22 protein-coding genes are annotated in these 21,748 nt (G+C 63.2%); 7 read left to right on the top strand and 15 right to left on the bottom strand.

The window, feature by feature from the left end:
* Positions 1 to 5 precede the first annotated feature (5 nt).
* Both CUJ86_RS00940 and CUJ86_RS11720 read right to left on the bottom strand, forming a co-directional pair.
* On the bottom strand, positions 6 to 656 hold the full coding sequence (locus tag CUJ86_RS00940; protein ID WP_235855537.1) for a type I 3-dehydroquinate dehydratase: 651 nt from the start codon (positions 654 to 656) through the stop codon (positions 6 to 8).
* A gap of 161 nt (positions 657 to 817) precedes the next feature.
* Positions 818 to 961 carry a hypothetical protein gene (locus CUJ86_RS11720; RefSeq protein ID WP_165394715.1) on the bottom strand — a complete coding sequence of 48 codons (144 nt, stop codon included), beginning with the start codon at positions 959 to 961 and terminating at the stop codon, positions 818 to 820.
* Between the two features lie 82 nt (positions 962 to 1,043).
* Between CUJ86_RS11720 and CUJ86_RS00935 the strand changes: the two genes are divergently transcribed.
* Positions 1,044 to 3,551 carry a U32 family peptidase gene (locus tag CUJ86_RS00935; protein WP_130645691.1) on the top strand — a complete coding sequence of 836 codons (2,508 nt, stop codon included), beginning with the start codon at positions 1,044 to 1,046 and terminating at the stop codon, positions 3,549 to 3,551.
* A 4-nt stretch (positions 3,552 to 3,555) separates the two neighbouring features.
* On the opposite strand, the gene CUJ86_RS00930 is transcribed toward CUJ86_RS00935, so the two are convergent.
* A complete protein-coding gene (locus tag CUJ86_RS00930) occupies positions 3,556 to 3,840 on the bottom strand; it encodes a chorismate mutase (RefSeq protein ID WP_130645690.1) in 285 nt (94 codons plus the stop codon).
* Positions 3,841 to 4,027: 187 nt separating this feature from the next.
* On the opposite strand from CUJ86_RS00930, the gene CUJ86_RS00925 reads away from it, so the two are divergent.
* Positions 4,028 to 4,630, top strand: coding sequence for a zinc metalloprotease (locus tag CUJ86_RS00925; RefSeq protein WP_130645689.1), 603 nt, complete (start codon positions 4,028 to 4,030; stop codon positions 4,628 to 4,630).
* On the opposite strand, the gene CUJ86_RS00920 is transcribed toward CUJ86_RS00925, so the two are convergent.
* The 7 genes from CUJ86_RS00920 to CUJ86_RS00890 all read right to left on the bottom strand — a co-directional run bounded on the left by CUJ86_RS00920 (position 4,605) and on the right by CUJ86_RS00890 (position 9,808).
* Positions 4,605 to 5,228: a flavodoxin family protein gene (locus CUJ86_RS00920; protein ID WP_130645688.1), complete on the bottom strand. Its 624-nt coding sequence runs from the start codon at positions 5,226 to 5,228 to the stop codon at positions 4,605 to 4,607. The genes CUJ86_RS00925 and CUJ86_RS00920 overlap by 26 nt on opposite strands.
* Positions 5,218 to 5,838, bottom strand: coding sequence for a flavodoxin family protein (locus CUJ86_RS00915; protein WP_130645687.1), 621 nt, complete (start codon positions 5,836 to 5,838; stop codon positions 5,218 to 5,220). The genes CUJ86_RS00920 and CUJ86_RS00915 overlap by 11 nt, the downstream gene beginning before the upstream one ends.
* Positions 5,839 to 5,878: 40 nt before the next feature.
* Positions 5,879 to 8,341: a PAS domain-containing sensor histidine kinase gene (locus tag CUJ86_RS00910; RefSeq protein WP_130645686.1), complete on the bottom strand. Its 2,463-nt coding sequence runs from the start codon at positions 8,339 to 8,341 to the stop codon at positions 5,879 to 5,881.
* Between the two features lie 68 nt (positions 8,342 to 8,409).
* The gene (locus CUJ86_RS00905) at positions 8,410 to 9,048 is read right to left on the bottom strand and encodes a peroxiredoxin (protein ID WP_130645685.1); all 639 of its coding nucleotides are present in this window, start codon (positions 9,046 to 9,048) and stop codon (positions 8,410 to 8,412) included.
* Positions 9,049 to 9,073: 25 nt separating this feature from the next.
* Entirely contained in the window at positions 9,074 to 9,415 is a 342-nt protein-coding gene (locus tag CUJ86_RS00900; protein WP_130645684.1) for a carboxymuconolactone decarboxylase family protein, read from the bottom strand.
* Between the two features lie 5 nt (positions 9,416 to 9,420).
* On the bottom strand, positions 9,421 to 9,546 hold the full coding sequence (locus CUJ86_RS00895) for a desulfoferrodoxin FeS4 iron-binding domain-containing protein (RefSeq protein WP_130645683.1): 126 nt from the start codon (positions 9,544 to 9,546) through the stop codon (positions 9,421 to 9,423).
* A 37-nt stretch (positions 9,547 to 9,583) separates the two neighbouring features.
* Positions 9,584 to 9,808, bottom strand: a complete 225-nt coding sequence (locus CUJ86_RS00890; protein WP_130645682.1) for a zinc ribbon-containing protein — start codon at positions 9,806 to 9,808, stop codon at positions 9,584 to 9,586.
* A gap of 93 nt (positions 9,809 to 9,901) precedes the next feature.
* Here CUJ86_RS00890 and CUJ86_RS00885 point away from each other — a divergent pair, with 93 nt between their 5' ends.
* Positions 9,902 to 10,501, top strand: coding sequence for a flavodoxin family protein (locus CUJ86_RS00885; protein WP_130645681.1), 600 nt, complete (start codon positions 9,902 to 9,904; stop codon positions 10,499 to 10,501).
* A gap of 4 nt (positions 10,502 to 10,505) precedes the next feature.
* Here the strand turns inward: CUJ86_RS00885 and CUJ86_RS00880 are convergent, their stop codons facing one another.
* Both CUJ86_RS00880 and radC read right to left on the bottom strand, forming a co-directional pair.
* Entirely contained in the window at positions 10,506 to 11,390 is an 885-nt protein-coding gene (locus CUJ86_RS00880) for a cation diffusion facilitator family transporter (protein ID WP_130645680.1), read from the bottom strand.
* 6 nt (positions 11,391 to 11,396) lie between these two features.
* Entirely contained in the window at positions 11,397 to 12,053 is a 657-nt protein-coding gene (gene radC / locus CUJ86_RS00875) for a RadC family protein (RefSeq protein ID WP_130645679.1), read from the bottom strand.
* A 152-nt stretch (positions 12,054 to 12,205) separates the two neighbouring features.
* Here radC and CUJ86_RS00870 point away from each other — a divergent pair, with 152 nt between their 5' ends.
* Positions 12,206 to 12,706 carry a rubrerythrin family protein gene (locus tag CUJ86_RS00870; protein WP_130645678.1) on the top strand — a complete coding sequence of 167 codons (501 nt, stop codon included), beginning with the start codon at positions 12,206 to 12,208 and terminating at the stop codon, positions 12,704 to 12,706.
* Positions 12,707 to 12,924: 218 nt separating this feature from the next.
* A complete protein-coding gene (locus tag CUJ86_RS00865; protein ID WP_130645677.1) occupies positions 12,925 to 14,079 on the top strand; it encodes an FAD-dependent oxidoreductase in 1,155 nt (384 codons plus the stop codon).
* A gap of 7 nt (positions 14,080 to 14,086) precedes the next feature.
* Here CUJ86_RS00865 and CUJ86_RS00860 read toward each other — a convergent pair whose 3' ends face one another.
* From CUJ86_RS00860 to tfrA, 3 genes are read right to left on the bottom strand one after another with little or no spacing between them, the layout of a single operon-like run.
* On the bottom strand, positions 14,087 to 16,093 hold the full coding sequence (locus CUJ86_RS00860) for a cation:proton antiporter domain-containing protein (RefSeq protein ID WP_130645676.1): 2,007 nt from the start codon (positions 16,091 to 16,093) through the stop codon (positions 14,087 to 14,089).
* 31 nt (positions 16,094 to 16,124) lie between these two features.
* Positions 16,125 to 17,588, bottom strand: a complete 1,464-nt coding sequence (gene tfrB, locus CUJ86_RS00855) for a fumarate reductase (CoM/CoB) subunit TfrB (RefSeq protein WP_130645675.1) — start codon at positions 17,586 to 17,588, stop codon at positions 16,125 to 16,127.
* Between the two features lies 1 nt (position 17,589).
* Positions 17,590 to 19,209: a fumarate reductase (CoM/CoB) subunit TfrA gene (tfrA, locus tag CUJ86_RS00850; RefSeq protein WP_130645674.1), complete on the bottom strand. Its 1,620-nt coding sequence runs from the start codon at positions 19,207 to 19,209 to the stop codon at positions 17,590 to 17,592.
* Between the two features lie 80 nt (positions 19,210 to 19,289).
* On the opposite strand from tfrA, the gene CUJ86_RS00845 reads away from it, so the two are divergent.
* Positions 19,290 to 20,681, top strand: a complete 1,392-nt coding sequence (locus tag CUJ86_RS00845) for an aspartate kinase (protein WP_130645673.1) — start codon at positions 19,290 to 19,292, stop codon at positions 20,679 to 20,681.
* The gene (gene purM / locus CUJ86_RS00840) at positions 20,671 to 21,669 is read left to right on the top strand and encodes a phosphoribosylformylglycinamidine cyclo-ligase (RefSeq protein WP_394342414.1); all 999 of its coding nucleotides are present in this window, start codon (positions 20,671 to 20,673) and stop codon (positions 21,667 to 21,669) included. The genes CUJ86_RS00845 and purM overlap by 11 nt, the downstream gene beginning before the upstream one ends.
* Positions 21,670 to 21,748 lie beyond the last annotated feature (79 nt).

The raw sequence follows: 21,748 nt of genomic DNA, 5'->3' as shown, positions 1-21,748 counted from the left end.
GGTCCTCAGTGATATGTGAGGAGTTCCTCGAGTTTCTGGAGTTCCCTGATGTCGTACTGACCCGGGGCCGTCGGTGTGCCGATATGGCAGTAGACCAGCCCGGAACCGAAGAATGGGAGCCAGGTGCGGGCGTACCTGAACTCTTCACCCTGGATGCTGGTGACGATCGGCTTCTCGGCATTCAGGGTGAACGAACACAGGTCCAGTATTTCGGCGGGCGATGACGGAGTGACCGCAATCTTCGGTATGGTGCCGAACGAGCGCAAGTCGCGCTCGATTGCCAGCAGATCGTCTGGAGGGGGCATATATCCGATATGCGCCGAAGCGATCACCTCCCGATGCTGCTGGCGAATGATGCGGGCGAACCGCCTGAACTTCCTCTCTACGTCCACATAGTCCACCAGATCGAGGAAGGGCTGGATGATCGAGAACCATTCCTCGGCATCTCCGCCAAACTCACCTCCCTCTTCCCTGCTTCTGAGGGTGGCGATGAGCGGAACGGCGCATTCACCGCCGCACCCCGCCATCACCGCCGATAGGTCGTCCCCCATGAGGTCAAGCCTCAGTTCGACGATATCGGCGCCAAGGGCCACCGCCTTCTGGATTTCGTCGGGACACGTCAGTGAGACGACGATCTTCATACACTCAGGTATCATATCCTCACCTGTTATATGCCTGTCCCTTTGGGGCGGATCGGGTGCCGGTCCGATGGAGAGAAGGGGCGTCCCCGTAAATCCAATATTCTCGTAGCGATCTTGGATCGGGGCGCAGATGTTGGTGTTCTCTCACGCTGCTCTAAATTCGTCGCAGGCATCGATCACATGGCGCGTACAGGCCATCGCAGGACTCCCGCCCATCGGGGCCGCGGTGAGGGCCCCTCCATGATCTCCTGGCGGGTCGCCCCGGCGATCTCCTGGTTGGTCTGCTTGACCTGCTCGAGGTATTCTCTGATTTTGGGCATGGATGAGAGATGTTCCGATGCATTGGCATATGGGTTCCTGCCTGCCCCGGCTGAAAGGGCTATATCCGGGCCGGATCCATTTATGCACACGAAACCACGAGAGATCCCCGAACTCCTCGCCCCCGCCGGGTCCCGGGAGGCGCTTGTCGCCGCCGTTGCGGCTGGAGCCGATGCGGTCTATCTTGGCGGCACCCGGTTTTCCGCCCGGCGGTTTGCGACGAACTTCGATGACGATGCCCTTGCAGAGGCGGTGGACTATGCCCACGCCCGCGGTGTCTCGGTCCATGTCACCGTGAACACCCTGATCCGGGAGGACGAACTCCCTGCAGTGGGCAGCTACCTGCTCTTCCTCTACCGGATCGGGGTGGATGCGGTGCTGGTCCAGGACGCCGGCGTTCTTGCTCTCGCCCGGCGGATCGTCCCGGATTTGCCGGTGCACGCCTCCACCCAGATGGCGATCTCGTCTGCCGACGGTCTTGCGTGGGCGGCATCGATGGGCGTCGACCGTGTGGTGCTGGCCCGGGAACTCTCCGGGGCTGAGATCGAGGGGATGCGGGAGGTTGTGGAGCAGACCGGGACAGAACTGGAGATATTTGTCCACGGGGCACTCTGCTATGCCTATTCCGGTCAGTGTCTTCTTTCGTCCCTGATCGGCGGTCGGAGCGGGAACCGGGGGGCCTGCGCCCAGCCCTGCCGCAAACCCTATACCCTGCTCAGGGGGGGAACCGACCGCTTCGGTCGCCCGGAGGGGATGGCGCCGGTGGCAGAGGGCGGGCCCTACCCTCTCTCCACCCGCGACCTCTGCCTCTACCCGCTGCTCGAGGGGGTGGTCGCCCTGCCGGTCGCCTCCCTGAAGATCGAGGGGCGGATGAAGGCGCCGGCCTACGTGGCAATTGTTACGGAGATCTATCGGCGGGCCCTGGACAGCGTGGCGGCGGGTCGGTTTGTGCCATCGGCAGAGGACGAGCTGGACCTTGCCTTCGCCTTCAACCGGGGGTTTACCCGCGGCTATCTCACCGGCGCCCGGCACACCGGGGTGATCGGTCCGGAGCGCCCGGACAACCGGGGCGTGGAGGTCGGATCCGTCCTCTCCTTCTCCCGCAGCCGGATGGAGGCGACGGTCGCCCTCACCGGTCAGGCGGTCCCGGAGAACGGTGACGGCTGCGTCGTCTGCTCGCAGGAGGGGGAGGTCGGGTTTGTCGTGCGCGGCACGCCGCCCCGCCGCGGTGGGACGGTCGTTCTCCGCCTCCCCCGCCCCGCTCCACCCGGCGCGGTGGTGGCGATCACCCGGCGTGGATCCCTGGAGCGGCGTGCGGTGGAGATCATACAACGCGAACGCCAGGCGGTCCGGATCGATGCCTCGGTCCGCTGGGAGGCGGACGGGACGCCCGTGATCGACGCCGTCTGCACACCGCCCCGGCGTAAGGGGGTGGAGATCACGGTGCGGGGCGAGACGCCGATGGGGGCGGCCCGCACCCGTCCGCTCGGTGCAGAGGCGATCGCCGCACACCTCAGGAAGACCGGGGGAACGCAGTTTTTCATCGGCAGCCTTGACCTCGCCTATCCTGGCGGTCTCTTTGCCCCGCCCTCCTATCTCAATGATCTCAGGCGACGGATGCTCCTGGCAGCTGAGGAGGCGCTGGTCCGAGCCGCCCGGCCTGATGAGGGGGCGGTCCGGGACGCCAGCCGCCGCTGCGCCGCCGCCGTGGAGAGCCTCCGCGCCCCGCCCGCACCTGCGGTCCCGTTCCTCCCCTGCCTCAGTGTCTATACCGACACCGCAGAGGGGGTCAGGGCGGCACAGGAAGGGGGGGCGGACCGCATCTGTTTTGAACCTCTCCATCCGTCCGGAGAGGTGCTGCAGGAGGCGGTGGATTGTGCCGCCCCCCTCCCCCTGATCTGGATGTGGCCGACGGTCATCAGGAAGGCGTTTCTGGACACGGCGGTCCCCCTCCTTCCCTGTGCCCGCATCGCCGGCGTGATGGTCGGGGGGCACGGAGGTGCTCGAGCCGTATGTTCCGCCGCCCCCGCCATGCCCCTCTCGGGCGGCGCCGGGCTGAACGTCTGGAACCATTGCGCCGCCCTCTCACACCCGGGCCTCTCCCCGGTCACCCTCTCCCCCGAACTCGGGGCGGCGGATATCGCTGCGCTCATCACCCGCCTGCCCCCGGACGGCCCGGAGGCCAGGATGATCGTGCAGGGGACGGCTGTGGCGATGATCACCGAGGACTGCCCGCCGGCCACCGCCCTTGGTTGTCCTTCAGGCTGTGGGGAGGAACGGTTTGCCCTCCGGGATGAACGGGGCCGGATCTTCCCCCTCCATCCCGACGGCGACTGCCGCATGCGGATTGGAAACGCCGTCGAGACCTGTCTGATCGACCACCTCCCGGCCCTCGCCGCCGCCGGGGTGCGGGACGTCGTCGTCGATGCCCGTGGCCGGGGCCCGGACTACACTGCCCGGATGACCGCCCTCTACCGCCGGGCACTCGATGCAATCGACGATCCCGTGGTGCTCCGGGGTCTGAAGGACGAGGTCCGCGCCCTTGCCCTCGGGGGGATCACCGCCGCCTCCTACCTGCGGGGAACAGAGTGACACATCAGGGGAGGTTGCCCTCCCCGATACACTCGTGCTGACGCTCCTCGCTCATATCCATCAGGATCTCAAAGATCTGCCTGACCATCACCGGATTGATGTTCTGCTCCACCGCTGTATCGAAGACCTGTTTGAGCAGCGCCTCCCGCCTTTTCTGGTCCCGCACCGGCAGACCGGCCAGATATTTTTCGTGTGCCATCCTGCCGGCGATCGCCTGCCGTTGTGCGATCAGCCCGATGATCTCCCTGTCCAGTGCATCGATCTCCGCCCTGATGTCCTCGATCGTCATGGCATTCCATCGGCGGTCCGGGGTAAAAAAATGAATGGCCCTGCGGAACGGCGGTATTTCCACGCCCTGTGTTGCAGGGCAGAATAAATGCATTCAGATAGCCGTGCCTGCCGGTATTCGCCCCGGATGGAGCGGCCCCGACACCCCATTCCGAAGAGATAAACACCCTCCGCCCCCATATACGCGTATGCTCAAGAGAATTCCCCGACGCGAACGGCGCGACCTGCTCATCGCATGGGTCGCCATCGCCGTCGCCTTCAGCCTTCTCTATGTGCGGGGCGGCATCAGCCCGTCGGGCTTCCTCGTCGTCTTCGCCGCCTCCCTGCTGACCGTCGGCGTGGGGTTTGTGCTCCATGAACTCGCCCACAAATTCGCCGCCATGCACTTCGGCTACTGGGCGGAGTTCCAGAAGGACAACACCATGCTCGTCATGGCGGTGATCCTCGCCGCCCTCGTCGGCGTGGTCTTTGCCGCCCCCGGCGCCACCGTGATCTACGGGGCGACCACCCGGCGCGAGAACGGGATCATCTCGGCCGCCGGTCCAGTCACCAACCTTGCCCTCTGCGCCGGGTTCTTTGCCCTGATGGTCGGCGCCGGCACGGTGCACGCCCCCTTCCTGGCCACAATCGGGTTCATGGGCGTCCAGATCAACGCCATGATCGCCACCTTCAATATGCTCCCGGTGAGCGTCCTCGACGGCAGAAAGGTCCTGGCATGGAACCCCGCCGTATTCGCCGTGCTGATCGCCGCCTCGTTCGCCGCCCTCATCGGTGCACTGATTGTCCTGTAGTCTGCAGGGAGTTGATCTCCTCGACCACCTCCCCCCCCTTCTGCTCCGCCTCGGCGAGAGCGGTCGGATGCCCCCTGATCCCGCCGTACTCGTCCATATTGTTTGCAATCACGTTGTCGTAATACTCGAATCCGGCGCCGTTGAAAAAGGCGGTCACCATCGGGTAGGCCGAATCGAAGACATGGTCCCAGGCCTGTCCGGCCGTGGAGAGGAACACCCCCTTGTGCAGCCTGATATGCTCGTCTGAGAAGTAGAGGGATTTCAGCACGAATTTCTGTGCCCAGAGGTATTGTGCCCGGTCGATGAGCCCCTTCAGGTCGGCGGTGATCCCCATCGAATAGATCGGGGAGGCGATGGCAAGGACGTCTGCGGCCAGAATCTCCTCAAACAGTCCGGTCAGGTCGTCTTTTACCACGCATCTTCCGTTCTTATGGCAGGCATTGCACCCCCGGCAGGAGGAATAGGCGAGGTCGCGGAGCACCACCTTGCGCACCTCGCCTCCCGCCTCCTCCGCCCCGTGGAGGAATGCATCCAGGAGGGTCTCGGTGTTTCCGCGCCGGTGCGGGCTGCCCGAAATGCCAAGAACCTTAACTGCCATCGCCGAACCGCTCCTTCATCTCAATCACCAGTTTTTTACCGAGCGCCTCCGCCTCATCCAGTGCCGTCGGGTGTTTCTCGACTTCGCCAGCAAGGTCCACGCCGTTGATCATCAGATAGGCGATATCGCTGTCCCTGATATCCATCACATGGTAAAAGCATTTCACGCTCGGGACAGCGGCATCGAAGACATAGTCCCATTTCTGGCCCGCAGTTGAGATAAAACATCCGAGCCGTTTCCATTTCCTCTCCTGGGGGACCACCGGGAGTTTCAGCACATATTTTCTCGACCTGAAGACCTGTGCCCGGTCAATGAGCGCCTTCACCTGGGCGCAGATGCCCATGCAGTAGATCGGCGAGGAGAGCAGTACGCAGTCGGCGTCCAGGAGCCGCTGCCCGAGCCAGTCGAGGTCGTCGCGCTGGACGCATCGGTTCAGCCGTTCGCAGGCATTGCACCCCTTGCAGGGGTGCACCGTCACCTCGGAGAGGGCGACCTTCTCGACCTCGATCCCCTCCTCGGCCGCCATCGAGGCGATCACCCGGTCGAGGAGGGTTTCGGAGTTGCCGTGCCGCCGGGGGCTTCCGGCCACGGCCAGAACATGGAGTGCCATCGGTCTTCTCGTTCTCCCTGCGGAATAAAAAGAGTGGCGGTCAGGCGTCGTCCGGGCGGCGCCTGAAACCCCCTTCCGGGACGGTGATCACAAACCGCGCCCCCTGTCCTGGTTCGCCCTCCTCGTGGATCAGAAGCCCGGTCAGGGAGAGGATCTCACGTGAGAGGAACATGCCGAGCCCTTTCTTCTGCCCTGTCACCTCCTTGAAGAGGCTCTCCTTCTGACCTGCCGGTATCCCGGGTCCGTTGTCTTCATAGATCAGGTGCATCTCCTCGCCGGCCGAAGCGGCAGAGAAACGGATCTCCGTGGCGCCGGCGGCATGGCGGACCGTGTTGTCCACCAGGTTGTAGAGCACCCGCCAGAACAGCGGATCGGCGAAGACCTGAAGGTCGGGATCGACTGTTGAATGGAGCGTGATGCCGACCGGAGAGAGGGACCTCCAGGCGCGGTCCATCTCACGCCCCGGCGACTGCCAGACCGGCCCCTTCACCCCGAGTTCATGATAATCGCGCGTGAACTCCACCTGCCGCCGGATCCGCTCGGTTGCATCGGTGATCCGCTTGAGATATTCTCCTCCCTCACCTTTCTGGAGGGTGAGTGCGATATATCCCTGAAGCACCGTGATCTGGTTGAGTATGTCGTGGCGGATGATGCTGTTGAGCAGGTTGAGTTTTCGGTTCGCCTCCCACACCGCCACCTCCATGGCCCGACGATCGGTGATCTCCACGCCGTAGAGATTGACATAACCCCCTTCGGGAATTGGCACGCAGACCAGCTGGTACTCCGCCCCCCGAACAGAGACGTCGCGCGTACGGCTGCGGCCGTCGGCGACGGCCCCCCTGACGACCGACCGCCACACCGGCGGGAGGAGTTCGCCGACGCTGGTGCCCCACTCTTCAAGAAGCGGTTTGCTCGCCTCATTTGCATACGCCACGATGCCGTCCCGCCCGATACGCATGACTGGTCCTGGATCCTCCTGCGGGAATCGTGCGAGATATCTGATCTGCTCTTCAGCGTCTTTGCGGTCGGTGATATCGAAGAGGGCGCCCTGCACCCCGTGGCCGCTATCGTCAGCGACCCTCTGCACGCTGGCATGGAGCCACCTGACCCTGCCGTCCTTACCAATGATCCTGAGGTCCACCGCCCCTGCAGTGCCGGTGCGGGTGGTCTTCTCCAGTGTCCCCAGGAACCCCTCCCGGTCTGCAGGATAGATCACCTCCTCCCAGATCTCCTTTTGCCTGAGCAGTTGATCCGGCGTATAGCCGGTGATCCCCAGGACGTCGCCGTAGAGGAAGAGCGGCAGCAGGTCGGGTCCCGTCCTGAAGGCGATCCCCTGGAAATTGAGAAGGAAAAGGCGGTACCGCTCCTCGCTCTTTCTGAGCGCCTCTTCCATAGCGCGGCGTTCGGTGATATCCCTGGCGATCCCTGCCGTTCCCGTGACATTCCCGCTCCTGTTCCGGATCGGGGTCTTTACCGTCTCCACCCAGGTTTCCAGGCCGTCCACCCGGACGAAAGGTTCGACCAGGGCCTGTCTGCACCCTGAGCGCATCGCCTCCCGGTCTTCGTTCATATAGCGTTCGGCAAGGTAGCGCGGCCAGATTTCAAGGTCGGTCCGGCCGACGACCTCGCTGCGCGAGAAGCCAGAGGCGTGTTCGAACGCCTGGTTCACGGCGATATAATGCCCTTCCCCGTCTTTCAACCATGCAAGGTCAGGGATGTTGTCCAGGATCGCCGTCTGGATGATCCCGCGCCGTTCGATCTCATCACGCAGCTCGGCTTCGGGGGTGATGTCGGTGATGAAGCCTTCGAGCACCTCCAGGGTGCCGTCCTCCCCGACCACCCCGCGGCCCTGCTCCCTGACCCATCGTGTCCTGCCGTCTGCCGTCCGGACCCGGTAGCGGAGCGTGAACTGGCGCCTCTCATCTATCGCATCCTGGATCGCCTCCCAGAAACCCTCCCGATCGTCCGGGTGGATCAGGTCGCCATAGGCCACCCTCCGGTCGCCGATCAGGTCCTCTGCAGGATAGCCGAGCAGGGGGAGGCAGCCCTGACTCACGAACTCCATGGTATGGGTCGGTGTGTTCTTGCAGCGGTACGCCATGCCGGGCAGACTGCCGAGCAGCGTGCTCAACTGCCGCTCCTGCTCCCCGAGCAGGCGCTGGTGGTCCCGATCATCCATCGCCTCACTGAGGATCTCCGGGATCTCGTCGCCGCTTGCTCTCTTCACAGCATTGATGATCAGGGGTGGTGCCCCCTCACGAAGGATCACAAGGGAAGGGGGTGTTGGGAGGCTGAATACGGACAGAAGATCTCTGATGCCGGGGTCGCCTGCGCAGAGGACGACGAGGTCGGCGGGTTCCTCCTGCAGATGGGTAAGGGCGTCACTGCTGGAGGGAACGGCCCGGACGGTCCATCGATCGCCCTGCTTCTCGAGATCATCTGTCTGGAACCGTTTGCCTGCTGTTCCCACCAGCAGAACCGATCGTTTCTGTGCAGGGACCATAAACGCCTCCTCCTGTCCTCACTGATATCTGGCTGCTCCGCCTGGGGGCGGCTAAAAGGGTTGGGGGATCAGATCTGCTTGAAGCAGAGGTACCAGTCCTTGCACTCGTAGCCTTCTTCCCCGCGGCGCTCCATCTCCTCCGCTGTCTTCGGTGGGGAGACGACGACTTTATCGCCGGGCTGCCAGTTCGCCGGTGTCGAGACCTTGAACTGGTCGGTGACCTGGAGTGCCTTCACCAGCCTGACGATCTCCGGGATATAGCGCCCATTGTTCAGCGGATAATAGATCATCGCCCGCATCGTCCCCTCGGGATCGATGAAGAAGACGGTCCTGATCGTCGCCGTACTGCTCTGGCCCGGGTGGATCATACCGAACCTTCGTGCGACCTTCATGTCGAGATCGGCGATCACCGGGAAGGGGATCTTCACCCCCATCTTCTCTTCGATGCTCCGCACCCATGCGAGATGGGAGTGGACACTGTCGATGGAGAGACCGACAAGCTGCACGTTCAGGCCCTCGAGTTCATCGTTCGCCCGTGCAAGCGCCATGAACTCGGTGGTACAGACCGGCGTGAAGTCGGCCGGGTGCGAGAAGAGCACGACCCATTTTCCCCGCAGTTCGGAGAGTTTCATCGGGCCGTGGGTGGTGACGGCCTGGAAATCGGGGGCGGCCTCACCGATAATCGGCAGGGAATACGCTTCTTCCATATCAATCACCTGAAAAGAGGGGGAATTACCCCATCATCTCCTCGAGCGCCGTCTTACCATAGACATAGGCCGGCATGCCGGCCAGCAGGAAGGCGACGCGGAGCCCCTCTTCGATCTCCTCTTTCCTGACGCCCAGGTTCTTTGCGCCCGCCATCTGGGCCCTTACCGCATGGCGGTCCCTGAGGGCAGCTGCAATAGCGATAGCAATCACTTTTTTCGTCTGTTTGGATAGGGCACCGTCCGCCCAGACGAGTTGATCGATGCCCATCACCTTCTCATAGATGTCGGGTTCGATATCCTTGAGTTCGGCAAATATTTTCGGAACTTTGCCGATCTTCTCCTCAAGTTCCTTCATCTTCTGTTCCATGTCCATCACTCCTGGAGGACCATCGGTTCGCCGCAACAGACCAGTTCGCCTCCGCCGACCTCCTTTACTTCGACCACGTTGCCGCAGATCTCACAGATGAAGATCTGTCCCACCTCTTCAACATTCGCCATGAAACCATTCCTCCGGCCCCCCGCACCGATAGGGGGTTTACTTGCGTTTTGGCGGGTGAACTGCGTCTTCAGGTGTCTTGATGTCGGGTCTGATGTGCGTCATCGGGAAGCACTGGTAGGTCTCGCAGGCACAGCTCGGGCACTTGACCAGATCCTTCTCGGATTCGGTCACATGGAGTTCCCGACCGCAGTCGATACAGACATACTTGCCGGGGCCGACCTTCTCTCCTGCCTTTACCTTCGTGGGTTCTTCTGCAGTCACGTTTTCACCAGACGAAGAATAGCATGATCCATTATATATGGCTTTTGCAGGGGGGGGAATAGGTAGATATAGGAGGGAAAGAGGTTCTTGTGCATGGGAAAGAAGATCATCGCCCTTCTCGGCAGTCCGGTCAGGAACGGCAATACCGCCTATCTTTTTGAGCAGGCGGTCGCCGGGGCCGAGGAGGGGGGGTGTGAGGTGGAGCGGGTGATGGTGCCCTTCCTGAACTTCTCACCCTGCATGGAGATCCTGCACTGCATGGAGCACGAGGACTGCCGGATGCAGGATGACGTCACCCCCTTCTACCGGCGGTTCAGGGAGATGGACGGTCTGATCATCGCCACCCCCATCATGACGATGGGTATTCCGGGGAAGCTGAAGTCGTTTATGGACCGGTTTCAGGTCTATTATATGGCAAAGTACATGCGAAAAAACTCTTTTATCTCTCCAGACCGCCGAAAACAAAGAAAAACCCTGTTCATCTGCATCTCGGGCACAAACTACGACGATGTCTTCGACGGCGCCCTCCAGACGACCCGGACCTTCTGTGAGATCATCGACTGCCCCTACTGGGACGGCGTGTTCCAGCGGGACATGGACCATGTGCGGGATATCAGGACCCGCCCGGAGATCGTGGAGGCATGCCGTGAGAAGGGGCGGGAACTCTGCTCGATTGTCGGACCATCCGACTGATTTCCTACCCGGATTTCCCCTCTCCCTCCTTCCGTGAGGGTTCGATGTGCACCACCACCTCCTGCATGCCGGCTACGGCGCCCTTGATCGCCGCCTCCACCCGTGAAGCGATGGCATGGGCGTCCTCAACGCTCATCTGCGGGTCGACGGTGACATGGATGTCAGCGAAGAGGTTGCCGGGTGTTCCCCGGCAGCGGAAACGGTGGAACCCCTTCGCCCCCTCTATTCCCGCCACCGCCTCTCTGACCGCCTCGACGCATTCCACCGTCGTGGCGTCGGTGAGGATCAGACCGGCCTCATGCAGGATGGAGAGCCCCATCCGTCCGATGACGGCACCGATGAGGAGGGCGATGAGGGGATCGGCGATGGGGTACCCGAGGGTGACGGCGACAAAACCGGCAAGCACCGAGAGGGAGACCCAGATGTCGCTTTTTGTGTGCTCTGAATCGGCGATGAGAAAGGGGCTCCCCAGTTCCTCCCCCATGCGCCGTTCATACCTGGCCACAAGCAGGTTGACGACGAGTGTCCCTGCCATCACGGCGATCGTGACCCCGGTGATCGTCGGTGATGCCCCGCCGCTGAGGCGCCCCAGGCCCTCGCTGATCACCCAGTAGGCCGTCAGCATGAGCATCCCCCCGATGATCAGGGTGGCGAGCGTCTCCACCTTTGCATGACCGTAGGGATGGTTTCTGTCCGGGGGGAGTGCGGCGTAGCGGGTGGCGATGATCCCGATGACGTTCGAGGCCGAGTCGAAGGTGGAATGGAGGGCGTCGGCCACCATCGACATCGAACCGGCCATGAGGCCGAATGAGGCTTTTGCAACTGCTACGAGGATGTTTGCCGTAAGGATCAGCCAGAGGGTCCGGTTCACCCGGCGGTAATCGGTCATGCCGTTTCAGAGCAGTCCGCGTTCGCGCATGGAGAGGTGGGCGCGGCGAGTGATGATGATATGGTCGAGCACCCGGATCCCCAGGATCTCGGCGGCCGAAACGAGCTGGCGGGTCATGGCGATGTCTTCACGGCTTGGTTCGAGGCTTCCCGAGGGATGGTTGTGCACAAAGATCACCGAGGTCGCCCGGTCGGTGATCACGTCGGCGAACACCTCCCGCGGGTGGACCGGGCTGTAGTTGATCAGCCCCTTGGTCACCTCCCGGTTGCCGATCACCTCCCCGGCGCCGTTGAGCGAGATGCAGACGAAATATTCCTGTTTTCGATCGGCGATGTGGCGCACGAGCGGCACCACGTCTGCCGGAGCGGCGATGCGCACCTCGCCGGGTTCGTAATGGCGGCGGGCGAGTTCGAAGGCGGCGGCGATCTGGCAGGCCTTCGCCGATCCGACCCCCTGGATCTCTGTGAGGGCGGCATAGGGGGGCGCCCCAGAATCGGCGATCACCCCCTCGATATCACGGGCGATCTCCAGCACGTCCCGTCCCGGCACCCCCCTCCCGATGATGGCGGCGATCAATTCCCGGTCGGTGAGGGCGCCCACGCCCCGGGTGGCGATCTTCTCCCGTGGGCGGTCCGGGTCCGCCATATCGCGCATCCGCTTCATCAGGTTGGGTTCGGTTCCGGTAATATATAAATATTCAAATTGTGATCCGGCGGTCCCCGCCCCCCTGAATCGGGTCCGGAGCCTCTGTTCCGGTCGTCCGCCTCCCCTGCCGGGTGGAAGGTATATGTAGATCCCTGATCAGATGGTCAATCATGGCAACACAGGAGAATCTCAGGGCGGCATTTGCCGGTGAATCGCAGGCAAACCGGAAATACGCAGCATTTTCCGAGAAAGCCGACGAAGAGGGTTTCAAGAATGTGGGGCGTCTCTATCGGGCCGCCTCCATGGCCGAGGCGATCCACGCGCGGCGCGAACTCGTCGTGATGGGTGGCCTGAAGACGACGGCCGAGAACCTGCAGGGGAGCATCGAGGGCGAGACCGACGAGTTCACCGAGATGTACCCCCGTTTTGTCGAGGAGGCGGAGAAGGAGGGGAATGATGAGGCCGTGATCACTTTCACCCACGCCATGAAGGCCGAACAGGTGCATGCCGGTCTGTATACGCGGGCGCTTGAGGCGGTGCAGGGCGGAAAGGATCTCGATCTCACCGATGTCTTCCTCTGCCCGGTCTGCGGCAACATCGTCCTGAACGCCGTCCCGGAACGGTGCCCGATCTGCGGGGTCCCGGGCGTCCGTTTCGGCAGCGTGGAGTGATCACCTCCATTTTTCTGGTGTTCCTGGTATTGAACCGGGACTCCGGGGATCCTGTTGTGTCATCAGGGTCTATTATGTCCCTCCCGGCGCCTGTTGCATGGATGGGCGCATGGAACGTAAGCGCACCCCGTTACGCCTTCTGGAATGGGCGTATCATTGGTGGAAATGGGCCGTTCCCGGCGCAACCCTTTTATTCCAGTTCTGTGAGGAAGGAACATATGCCGAAGGTAAAGGTGTACTCGACAAAACAGTGCCCATACTGCCGCATGGTCAAGGCATTCCTCGAAAAAAACAATATCGAATACGAGGATGTCGATGTCGGCGCCGACACGGCAGCGGCAGAGGAGATGGTGGCACTCACCGGGCAGTACGGGGTGCCGGTGACGGTGGCGGGCGACGAGATGATCATCGGGTTCGATGTGCCGCGGCTCACTGAAGTCTTCGGTGCCGGGGGGCGGGAGGAAGAGGTCTTTGACGTCATCATCATGGGCGCCGGACCGGCAGGGTTGACGGCCGCGGTCTATACCACCCGCAAGCTCCTCTCGACGATGATCATCTCAGAGAATATCGGTGGACAGGCGATGGAGTCCTGGGCGATCGAGAATTATATGGGTTACCGGATGGTGAGCGGTGAGGACCTGATGTCGAAATTCGAGGAACAGGTGAGGAACCTGAATATTCACCTGGAACTCGACCGGGTGACGGGCATCACCCGGAAGGACGGGACATTCCTGGTCAAAACCTTTTCTGACCGCTCTTTTCTGGCCCGGAGCGTGATCGTGGCCACCGGGCGGCGCCCCCGTCGTCTCGGTGTCGAGGGGGAGGACCGCTTCTGGGGGCGGGGGGTCTCGGTCTGTTCGACCTGTGACGGTCCGCTCTTCCGCGATCGGGACGTGGCCATCGTTGGCGGCGGTAACGCGGCGGTGACGGCGGCGATCGAGATGGCACGGATCGCCCGGCAGGTCCACATGATCGTCCGGAGCACCATCCGGGCTGATGCGGTGTACCTCGACCGCCTGAAGGAGCACGAAAATGTTACCATCCACCGCCCCTTCACCGTGTCCGCTCTCTCGGGTGAGTCCGTGCTCACCGGTATCCGCATCAGGAACAACGAGAGCGGTGACGAGGAGGAGATCGCCGTGGACGGGGTGTTTGCGGAGATCGGGCACGAACCGAATGTCGATGCCGTGCGCGGTCTTGTCGCCCTCAATGATGGTGGCGAGATCATTGTGGACGAGAACTGCCGGACCGATTCACCCGGCGTGTTTGCCGCCGGCGACGTCACCTCGATCAAGGGCAAACAGATCATCATTGCCGCCGGTGAGGGGGCGAAGGCGGCGCTCGAGGTGCAGGCCTATCTGCTTGCACAGTGATGCCCCTTCACCTCCCGTTTTCTTCCCCGTTCTCTTCTCCCCGGAATAAGGGCTCGAGGTCGGCGATCCGGTCTTCGGGGCCGATGACCACGCAGATGTCGTCCTCCTCGATCCTGGTATCGCCGCAGGGCGCCGTGATCACTCCGGCACCCCGGCGGATTGCGAGCACGGTGACGCCGAACCGGCGGCGGAGATTCATTTCACCAAGACTCTGATCGCTGATCGGGGCGCCCGCACTCACCCTGAGGCTCTCGATCTCGGCGCCGGGGCGGTAGAACCCGATGTCCTCAAGGGCGGGTGCCGGCGCCTCAGACGACCTGAAGAGCACATACCCGTCGGTGCGCACTTCTGCGGCGAAGCGCTCGATCTCGTCCCGCGGCACCAGGTATGAGGAGAGGATGCGCGAGAAGATCTCGATGGAGGTGACGAACTCCTCGGGGACGACCTCGTCAGCGCCAAGACGTGAGAGTTCGGCGATATCTCCCATGTAACGGGTGCGGGCGATGATCCGCAGGTGCGGGTTGGCCCGGCGGGCGGCAGCGACGATCCGCCGGGTGGCCGTGGGGTCGGAGATGACGATGACGAGCACCTTTGCCGCTGCAATGCCGGCATGGGCGAGCACCGCCCGCCTGGTGGCGTCGCCGTAATGGATCGGTTCGCCGCGATCGCGTTCTTCCCGCACCGTCTCCGGATTTGTCTCGACGATCACATAGGGGATATCGGCGGCCCGCGCCGCTCTGGCGACATTTCTCCCGCCAAGCCCAAAACCGATGATGATGATATGGTCTTTCTGTTCGTGCTCACCCGTTTTCGTCTCCGGGACCGTGCCCTGCCTGATACGGGTCGGCAGGGAGAGGCGCATCGCCCGTTCGGCTGCTCGAGGTGCTGAATCGATCAGGAAGGGCGTGGCGATCATCGAGATGACGGTCACCGCAAGGAAGCCCTGGTACATGCCGTTGTCGATAAGTCCGTAACTTGCGCCGCTCTCAGAGAGCACGAACGAAAACTCGCCGATCTGGCTGATTGAAAGTCCGGCAAGCACGGCGGTCCGCAGGGAGTAGCCGATCGCAAGCGTGGCGGTGCCGGCGACGGCGGCCTTCAGGAGGACGATGCCGGCGGTGAGGGCCAGGATAATCGCCGGATTTTCGAGCAAAAAGCCGATGTTGAGGAGCATTCCAACCGATATAAAGAAAAAACTGGTGAATACGTCCTTGAAGGGCAGGATGGCCCCCAGCGCCTCATGCGAGTATTCGGACTCCGAGATGATCAGCCCGGCCAGGAAGGCGCCGAGGGAGAGGGAGAGACCGGCACTGGCAGTGAGCCATGCGGTGAAGAGGCAGATGACGACGATCGAGAGGAGGAAGATCTCCTTGCTCCGGAGTCGCGCCACCTGAAACAGGAGATAGGGGACGAGCCAGCGGGCGGAGACGATCACGAAGCCCAGTATCGCCACCGAAGTGAGCAGGAACATCGGGATCGAAGAGGCACCCTCGCCTGCCTCCCCGGCAAGGATCGGGACCAGGAGCATCATCGGGATGATCACGAGGTCCTGAAAGATCAGGATGCCCAGTGCCGTGCGCCCATGCGGGCTCTCGACCTCCGAGCGCCCCTGCAGGATGGAGAGCACGATCGCCGTGCTGGAGAGAGAGAGCAGGAACCCGAAGAAGATCGCCTGCTGGACCGAGAGGCCGGCGATCATCGCCACCGCCGCAACCACGGCGATGGTGAGGAGCACCTGCACTGATCCGCCGATTAGGACGGCGCGGCGGATGCGGAGCAGGTTCTGGAACGAGAACTCCATGCCAATGGTGAACAGGAGAAGGATGATCCCGATCTCAGCGATCGTGCTGACGGTCTGGGAATCCGGGATCAGCCCGAGGGCGTGCGGGCCGACGAGCATGCCGGTGATGAGGAAACCGACGATTGCCGGGATGCGCAGGCGGGTGCAGACGAAAAGGATGAGGATGGCAAGTCCGAAGACGATGATGATGCTGTCGAATAGGGGTGCGTCCATGGTATCTGGGGATGGGGGTGTATGGAGGTCTTCATTCCTCTTTTGCTGCCTTCTGCCGGTCTTTCTCCTCGTAGCCCCGGCGCAGCAGGGTCATCAGGTCCTTCACCGGCAGGCGCGTATTCTCGGCGATATGGAACTCGCAGAAGGGGCAGCAGGATACGACCATCTCGGCACCGCTCGACTCGAAGGCCTCCCCTCTCTTCTGACCCAGGGCGCCCGCCACCTCGGGGACGCCCGAACGGACGCCGCCGCCGGACCCGCAGCACTGGTTCGGGGTCTCGACCAGACGGTCGACCACCTTTCTGAGGAGTTTGCGCGGCTCCTCTGATATGCCCTGCCCCCTGAGGAGGTGGCAGGGGTCATGGTAGGTGACGGTGATGTGGAGGGGGGCGGGGTCTTCGATCCCGACCCTGTTCAGCACCTCTGTGGCGTCCATCACGGTGAAAGGAGTGTCATAATCGTTTTTCAGGGTCGAACCGCACCCGGCGCACATTGTCATCACGATATCGATATCGCGGGAGGTGAAGGCCTCGATGTTCTGGTGCTTGAGGGAGTCGACGATCGCCGTCTGGCCGGTGCGGATCAGCGGGGAACCGCAGCAGACCTGTTCGTGCGGGATGATCACGCGGATGCCGTTCCTCCGCATCACCTCGATCATGTCCAGTGCGGTCTGTGGAAGTCTGCCGTTGTACATGCAGCCCACGAAAAAGCCGACTGTGGCCCGCACCTCGCCCTCGGGCTCGATCACCTCGGGCACCTGTTCCAGGAAGGTCTCCTGCGTCTTCCCGACCGATCGACCGGTCGTCCTGACCAGTTCGGCCACCTCCTGGTGGCGGGGGAGGGTGAGGCCGCGCCGGTTGGCGATCTCCCGCAGCTTCTCGATCGCCTTGCCCGGGGTCTGGATCTCCTTGGGGCAGACCTTCCAGCACTGCTGGCAGGTGGTGCAGTTGAAGAGGTCATGCTCGATCGCCTCGGCGATGCGGTCCTGCGTGTCACGCGGATCGAGGGCAAGGCGCATCTCCTGCCGCATCGCCGTCGGTCCGGCAAAATCGGAAACCTTCAGGGCCGGGCAGACCGAGACGCAGGACATGCACTCGATGCACTCTCGGAGGGGTTTGATCGCCTCGATCTCCGCCTGTGTCGGGAACACCGCCCCTTCGGACGAACAGAGGGGTGAGATCCGGTCGAGGTACGGGGCGACGTCCACCTCCAGGTCCTGCACCACCGGCAGGTCGAGGGGCCAGACGGTCATCCCGTCGTGCGCCTCGGTGAGGCATGCAAGTGCCGGTGTGCCGTCGATGCGCATGGCGCAGCTCCCGCACTGCCCGGACCCGCAGCACCAGCGGTAGGCGAGACCGGGGTCCTGTGCGTGGACGGCGTGGAGGGCGTGGAGCACCCGTGCACCCTCGTGCACCTCCACCGTGTATTCCTCGTCGTGCGGTGCGGTGTCGGTTTTCGGGTTGAACCGCCGGATGGTGAATGTGATCTCTTTCATATCAGTCCGCCTCCTCGATCCATTCTCCTTCAAGGCTGATGTGGGTGTGGCCGAAGCGGGAATGGGCGGGATCGGTCTGTGGGGGGACATCGGTCCGCCAGTGTGCGCCGCGGCTCTCCGGGCGTATCAGGGCCGACCTGATGATGAGCATCGCCGTGGTGCAGAGGCTCTGGACACCGCAGCACTCGATCAGGTTGCGGGGTGTGGCGGCGCGGAGGGGTGCCGCGGTCAGACCCTCCACGATCTGGAGACTTGCCTCAAGTCCGGCGGCGTCCCGCCGGATGCCGGCGCCGTCCCACATGGTCTGCTGGAGGTGGTCGGTCACCCAGACCGGGGAGGATTCGCCCTCGTAGAAGTCCTCGATCCGTCGCCGCTGCGCCTCAACCTGCGCCCCGTCGATCTGTGCCATTCGAATGGGTTCTTTTCCGGCGGATTCGCCGGCCCGTTTCCCGAACACCTGGGTGTCGGCAAGGGCGTTGCCACCCAGGCGGTTTGCGCCGTGGACTCCGCCGGTGCACTCTCCGGCGGCAAACAGTCCGGGCACCGTCGTCCGCCCGCCGGGCGTGATGGCGCACCCGCCCATGATATGGTGGGCGGTGGGTGCGACCTCCATCGGTTCGGTCCTGATATCCACGCCGAAGCGGAGGAACTGAGAGAGCATCACCGGCAACCGCTCCTCGATCTGCTCGGGGGGGAGGTGGGTGACGTCCAGGTATACGCCGCCATTGCGGGTGCCGCGCCCCTCGAGCACCTCGGTGGCGATCGCCCGCGCCACCACATCTCTCGTCGAGAGTTCCATGCGATCAGGGTCGTAGCCGGTCATGAACCGCTCCCCTCTGGCATTGATCAGGTGTCCGCCCTCGCCGCGCACCGCCTCGGTGACGAGTCGGCCGCGTGCATCGTAGGGATAGACCGCACCTGTGGGGTGGAACTGGACCATTTCCATATCGATGAGGTCAGCCCCGGCGCGGTAAGCAAGGGCAAAACCGTCACCGCTGCCGGTGCCGGAGTTGGTGGAGACGTCGTAGGTCCTCGCCCCGCCGCCGGCGGCAAGCACGACAGCGTCCGCCCGGATCGCCCGCATCTCGCCGTGTTTATCGAGCACGAGAGCGCCGCAAACGCGTTCGCCGTCCTTGAGCAGTTCGATCGCCGCCATTTCGTCGATACGCTGGACGTCGGTGCCCCGGAGACGCTCCATCAGGGTCATGATCATCTCGTGGCCCGTGCGATCGCCGGCATAGCAGGTGCGGGGGCGGCACTGTCCGCCAAAGGATCGCTGCGCCACCTCGTGATCGGCCGAGGCGTCGAAGACGGCGCCCCAGGAGACCAGGTCGCCGAGGCGCGCAGGGGCGTCGGCGACGAGCGCTTCGACAAGGGCCGGGTCATTGAGATAGGCGCCCCCCCGGAGGGTATCCTCCAGGTGAAGGTCGCAGGTGTCGCCTTCCCGCAGAACGGCGTTGTACCCGCCCTCCGCCATCGTTGTACACCCTCCTTTTCCAGTGATGCTCTTGGAAAGGAGAACCGTCTCGCCATACCGCTCTGCCTCTATTGCAGCCCTTACTCCGGCGCCGCCACTCCCGATCACAAGGACGTGGCAGTCGATTACGTCCAGCGCGCGCATCCTATTATAGCGTGGGAGGTGTCAGTACATAAATACCATCCTGTGGGATCAGTGAGAGTGAGCCAGAAATGAGGCTTGTAATGAAATTTGGCGGCACATCAGTCGGCGATGCGGAATGCATCTCTCGTGTGGTCGACATCCTTCACGGCTACCATGCCGAAGGTCATGAGATGGCGGTGGTGGTCTCCGCCCTATCGGGGGTGACCGACCAGCTCCATGCCATTGCCGCTGAGGCCGAGTCAAGCGTAGAAGAACCCCCTATCGCTTCATTTATCCAGGCGATCCGGGCAAAACACATGAAGACCCTTGTCGCGGTGGCACCCGGACAGGCGGAGGAGGTCGGGGCGGTCATCGACGCTCGCCTTAAGAACCTCGAACATATCCTGACGGCGGTTCACGCCCTCCATGAACTGACGCGCCGCTCCAGCGACTACATCGTCAGCTATGGCGAGCGGCTTTCGGCATTGCTGGTCAGCGCCGCTCTGCGGGAGCGCGGTATCGCCTCCACTGCCCTCGACGGCTGTGAGGCCGGTATCCTGACAACGGCCCGGCATGGCGATGCACTGGTGCTCCCCCAGAGCGACCCCCGGATCAACAGCCGCATCCTGCCCCTGCTGATGGACTCGGTGCCGGTGATCACCGGCTACATGGGCTGCACGCCGGAGGGCATCGTCACCACCCTCGGGCGGAGCGGGTCGGACTACTCGGCGGCGATCGTCGGGAGGGCGATCGATGCCGACGAGGTCTGGATCTGGACCGATGTGGATGGCGTGATGACCTCGGACCCCCGGATCATCGAGAACGTCCGTGTCCTTCCGTACGTGAGTTATCGGGAGGCGATGGAGCTCTCCTTCTTCGGGGCAAAGGTGCTGCACCCGAAGTCCATCGAACCGGCGATGGAGAAGGACATCATCGTGCGGGTGAAGAACACCTTCAATCCCGACCATCCGGGCACCATCGTGCGGCGGCAGGAGAACCGGGAGCGCCGGGTGGTCAAGGCGGTCACCCATATCGAGCGGGTCGCTCTGGTGAATGTCAACGGCGTGCAGATGATCGGACGCCCGGGTGTTGCCCGTGAGATCTTTTCGGCCCTGGGGAACGCCGGGATCAACGTGATGATGATCTCGCAGGCCTCCTCGCAGGCGAACATCTCCCTGATCATCGATGAGGGCAACCTCCCGGAGGCGCTCGAGGTGCTTTCAGGGCCCGTGAAGTCGGGGATCGTCCGTGAGGTCACCTCGGACCGGAACGTCGTGGCGGTGGCCGTCGTCGGTGCCGGCATGGCGGGTACGCCCGGCATCTCGGGACGGATATTTACGGCGCTCGGGAAGGCCGGGGTGAACGTGATGATGATCTCGCAGGGGTCGTCGGAGGTGAACGTTTCGTTCGTGGTGCGGCAGGACGATAGCAGAATGGCGTTGCAGCTCCTCCACGACGAGTTCAGGCTTTCGGAGGCGTGTGATGATGAGTGAGGAATATGGATACCGGGAGGCTGGTGTGGATATCGATCTCGAGGCGGAAGGGGTGCGGGCCCTCATCTCGCAGCTCTCCTACCGGCGGCAGGGCGCCTTCCCGATGCTCGGGACGGTGGGGCACTTCGCCGGGCTGATTGAGTTCGGGGATATGGCGCTTGCCCTGGCGGTCGACGGTGTGGGAACGAAGATGCTGGTCGCCGACGCCCTCCAGGACTGGACGACAGTCGGCATCGATTGCATCGCCATGAACGTGAACGATCTCTTCGTGATGAACCTCGAGCCCGTGGCCTTCGTGGACTATATCGCCACTGACGGCATCTCGCTGGATAAGATGCGGCAGATCGGGATCGGCCTGAACGAGGGGGCGCGGCAGGCGAATATGAATATCGTGGGCGGGGAGACGGCGACCCTGAAGGGTCTGGTGACCGGGCTGGATCTGGCCGGCACCTGTCTGGGTGCGCAGCAGAAGGACCGCGTCGTCACCGGCGAGGGGATCGTTCCCGGTGACCTGATCGTCGGCGTGCCGTCCACCGGCGTCCATTCCAATGGCTATACCCTTGCACGGAAGGTGGCACTCGAGAACGGCGGGTTCGATCTCGTCCTGCCCTCGGGGCGGACGGTCGGCGAGGCCCTGCTGACGCCCACCCGCATCTACCGCGAGGCCCTCGATGCCGCCGCGGCGTGCGAGATCCACGGCATGTGTCACATCACCGGCGGTGGTCTGCTGAACTTCACCCGTCTCTCGGACCATGGTTTCGATATCACCGATCCCCTGCCGGTGCCGGAGATCCTGGCGTGGATTGGCGATCAGGGTGGGCTCTCGGAGAACGAGATGTACCGCACCTTCAATATGGGGATGGGCTATGCATTCGTCCTGAATGAGGATGAACTCCCCGCTCTCCGGCGTGCCGTGCCCGATGCGGCCGTCGTCGGCACCGTGATGGAGGGGAGCGGGGCATTCCTCCGCGGCGGCAGGATCCGCTGAAAAATCGAAACCTCTTTTTCTTTTTTTTCGGGTTGCCGTGGGGGGACCGCTTCTGAAACCTGGCCCTGGAACCGGGGAT

It is taken from the genome of Methanofollis fontis, from assembly GCF_004297185.1.
Lineage (GTDB): Archaea > Halobacteriota > Methanomicrobia > Methanomicrobiales > Methanofollaceae > Methanofollis > Methanofollis fontis.
This window is presented reverse-complemented; position numbering and strand designations above follow the sequence as displayed.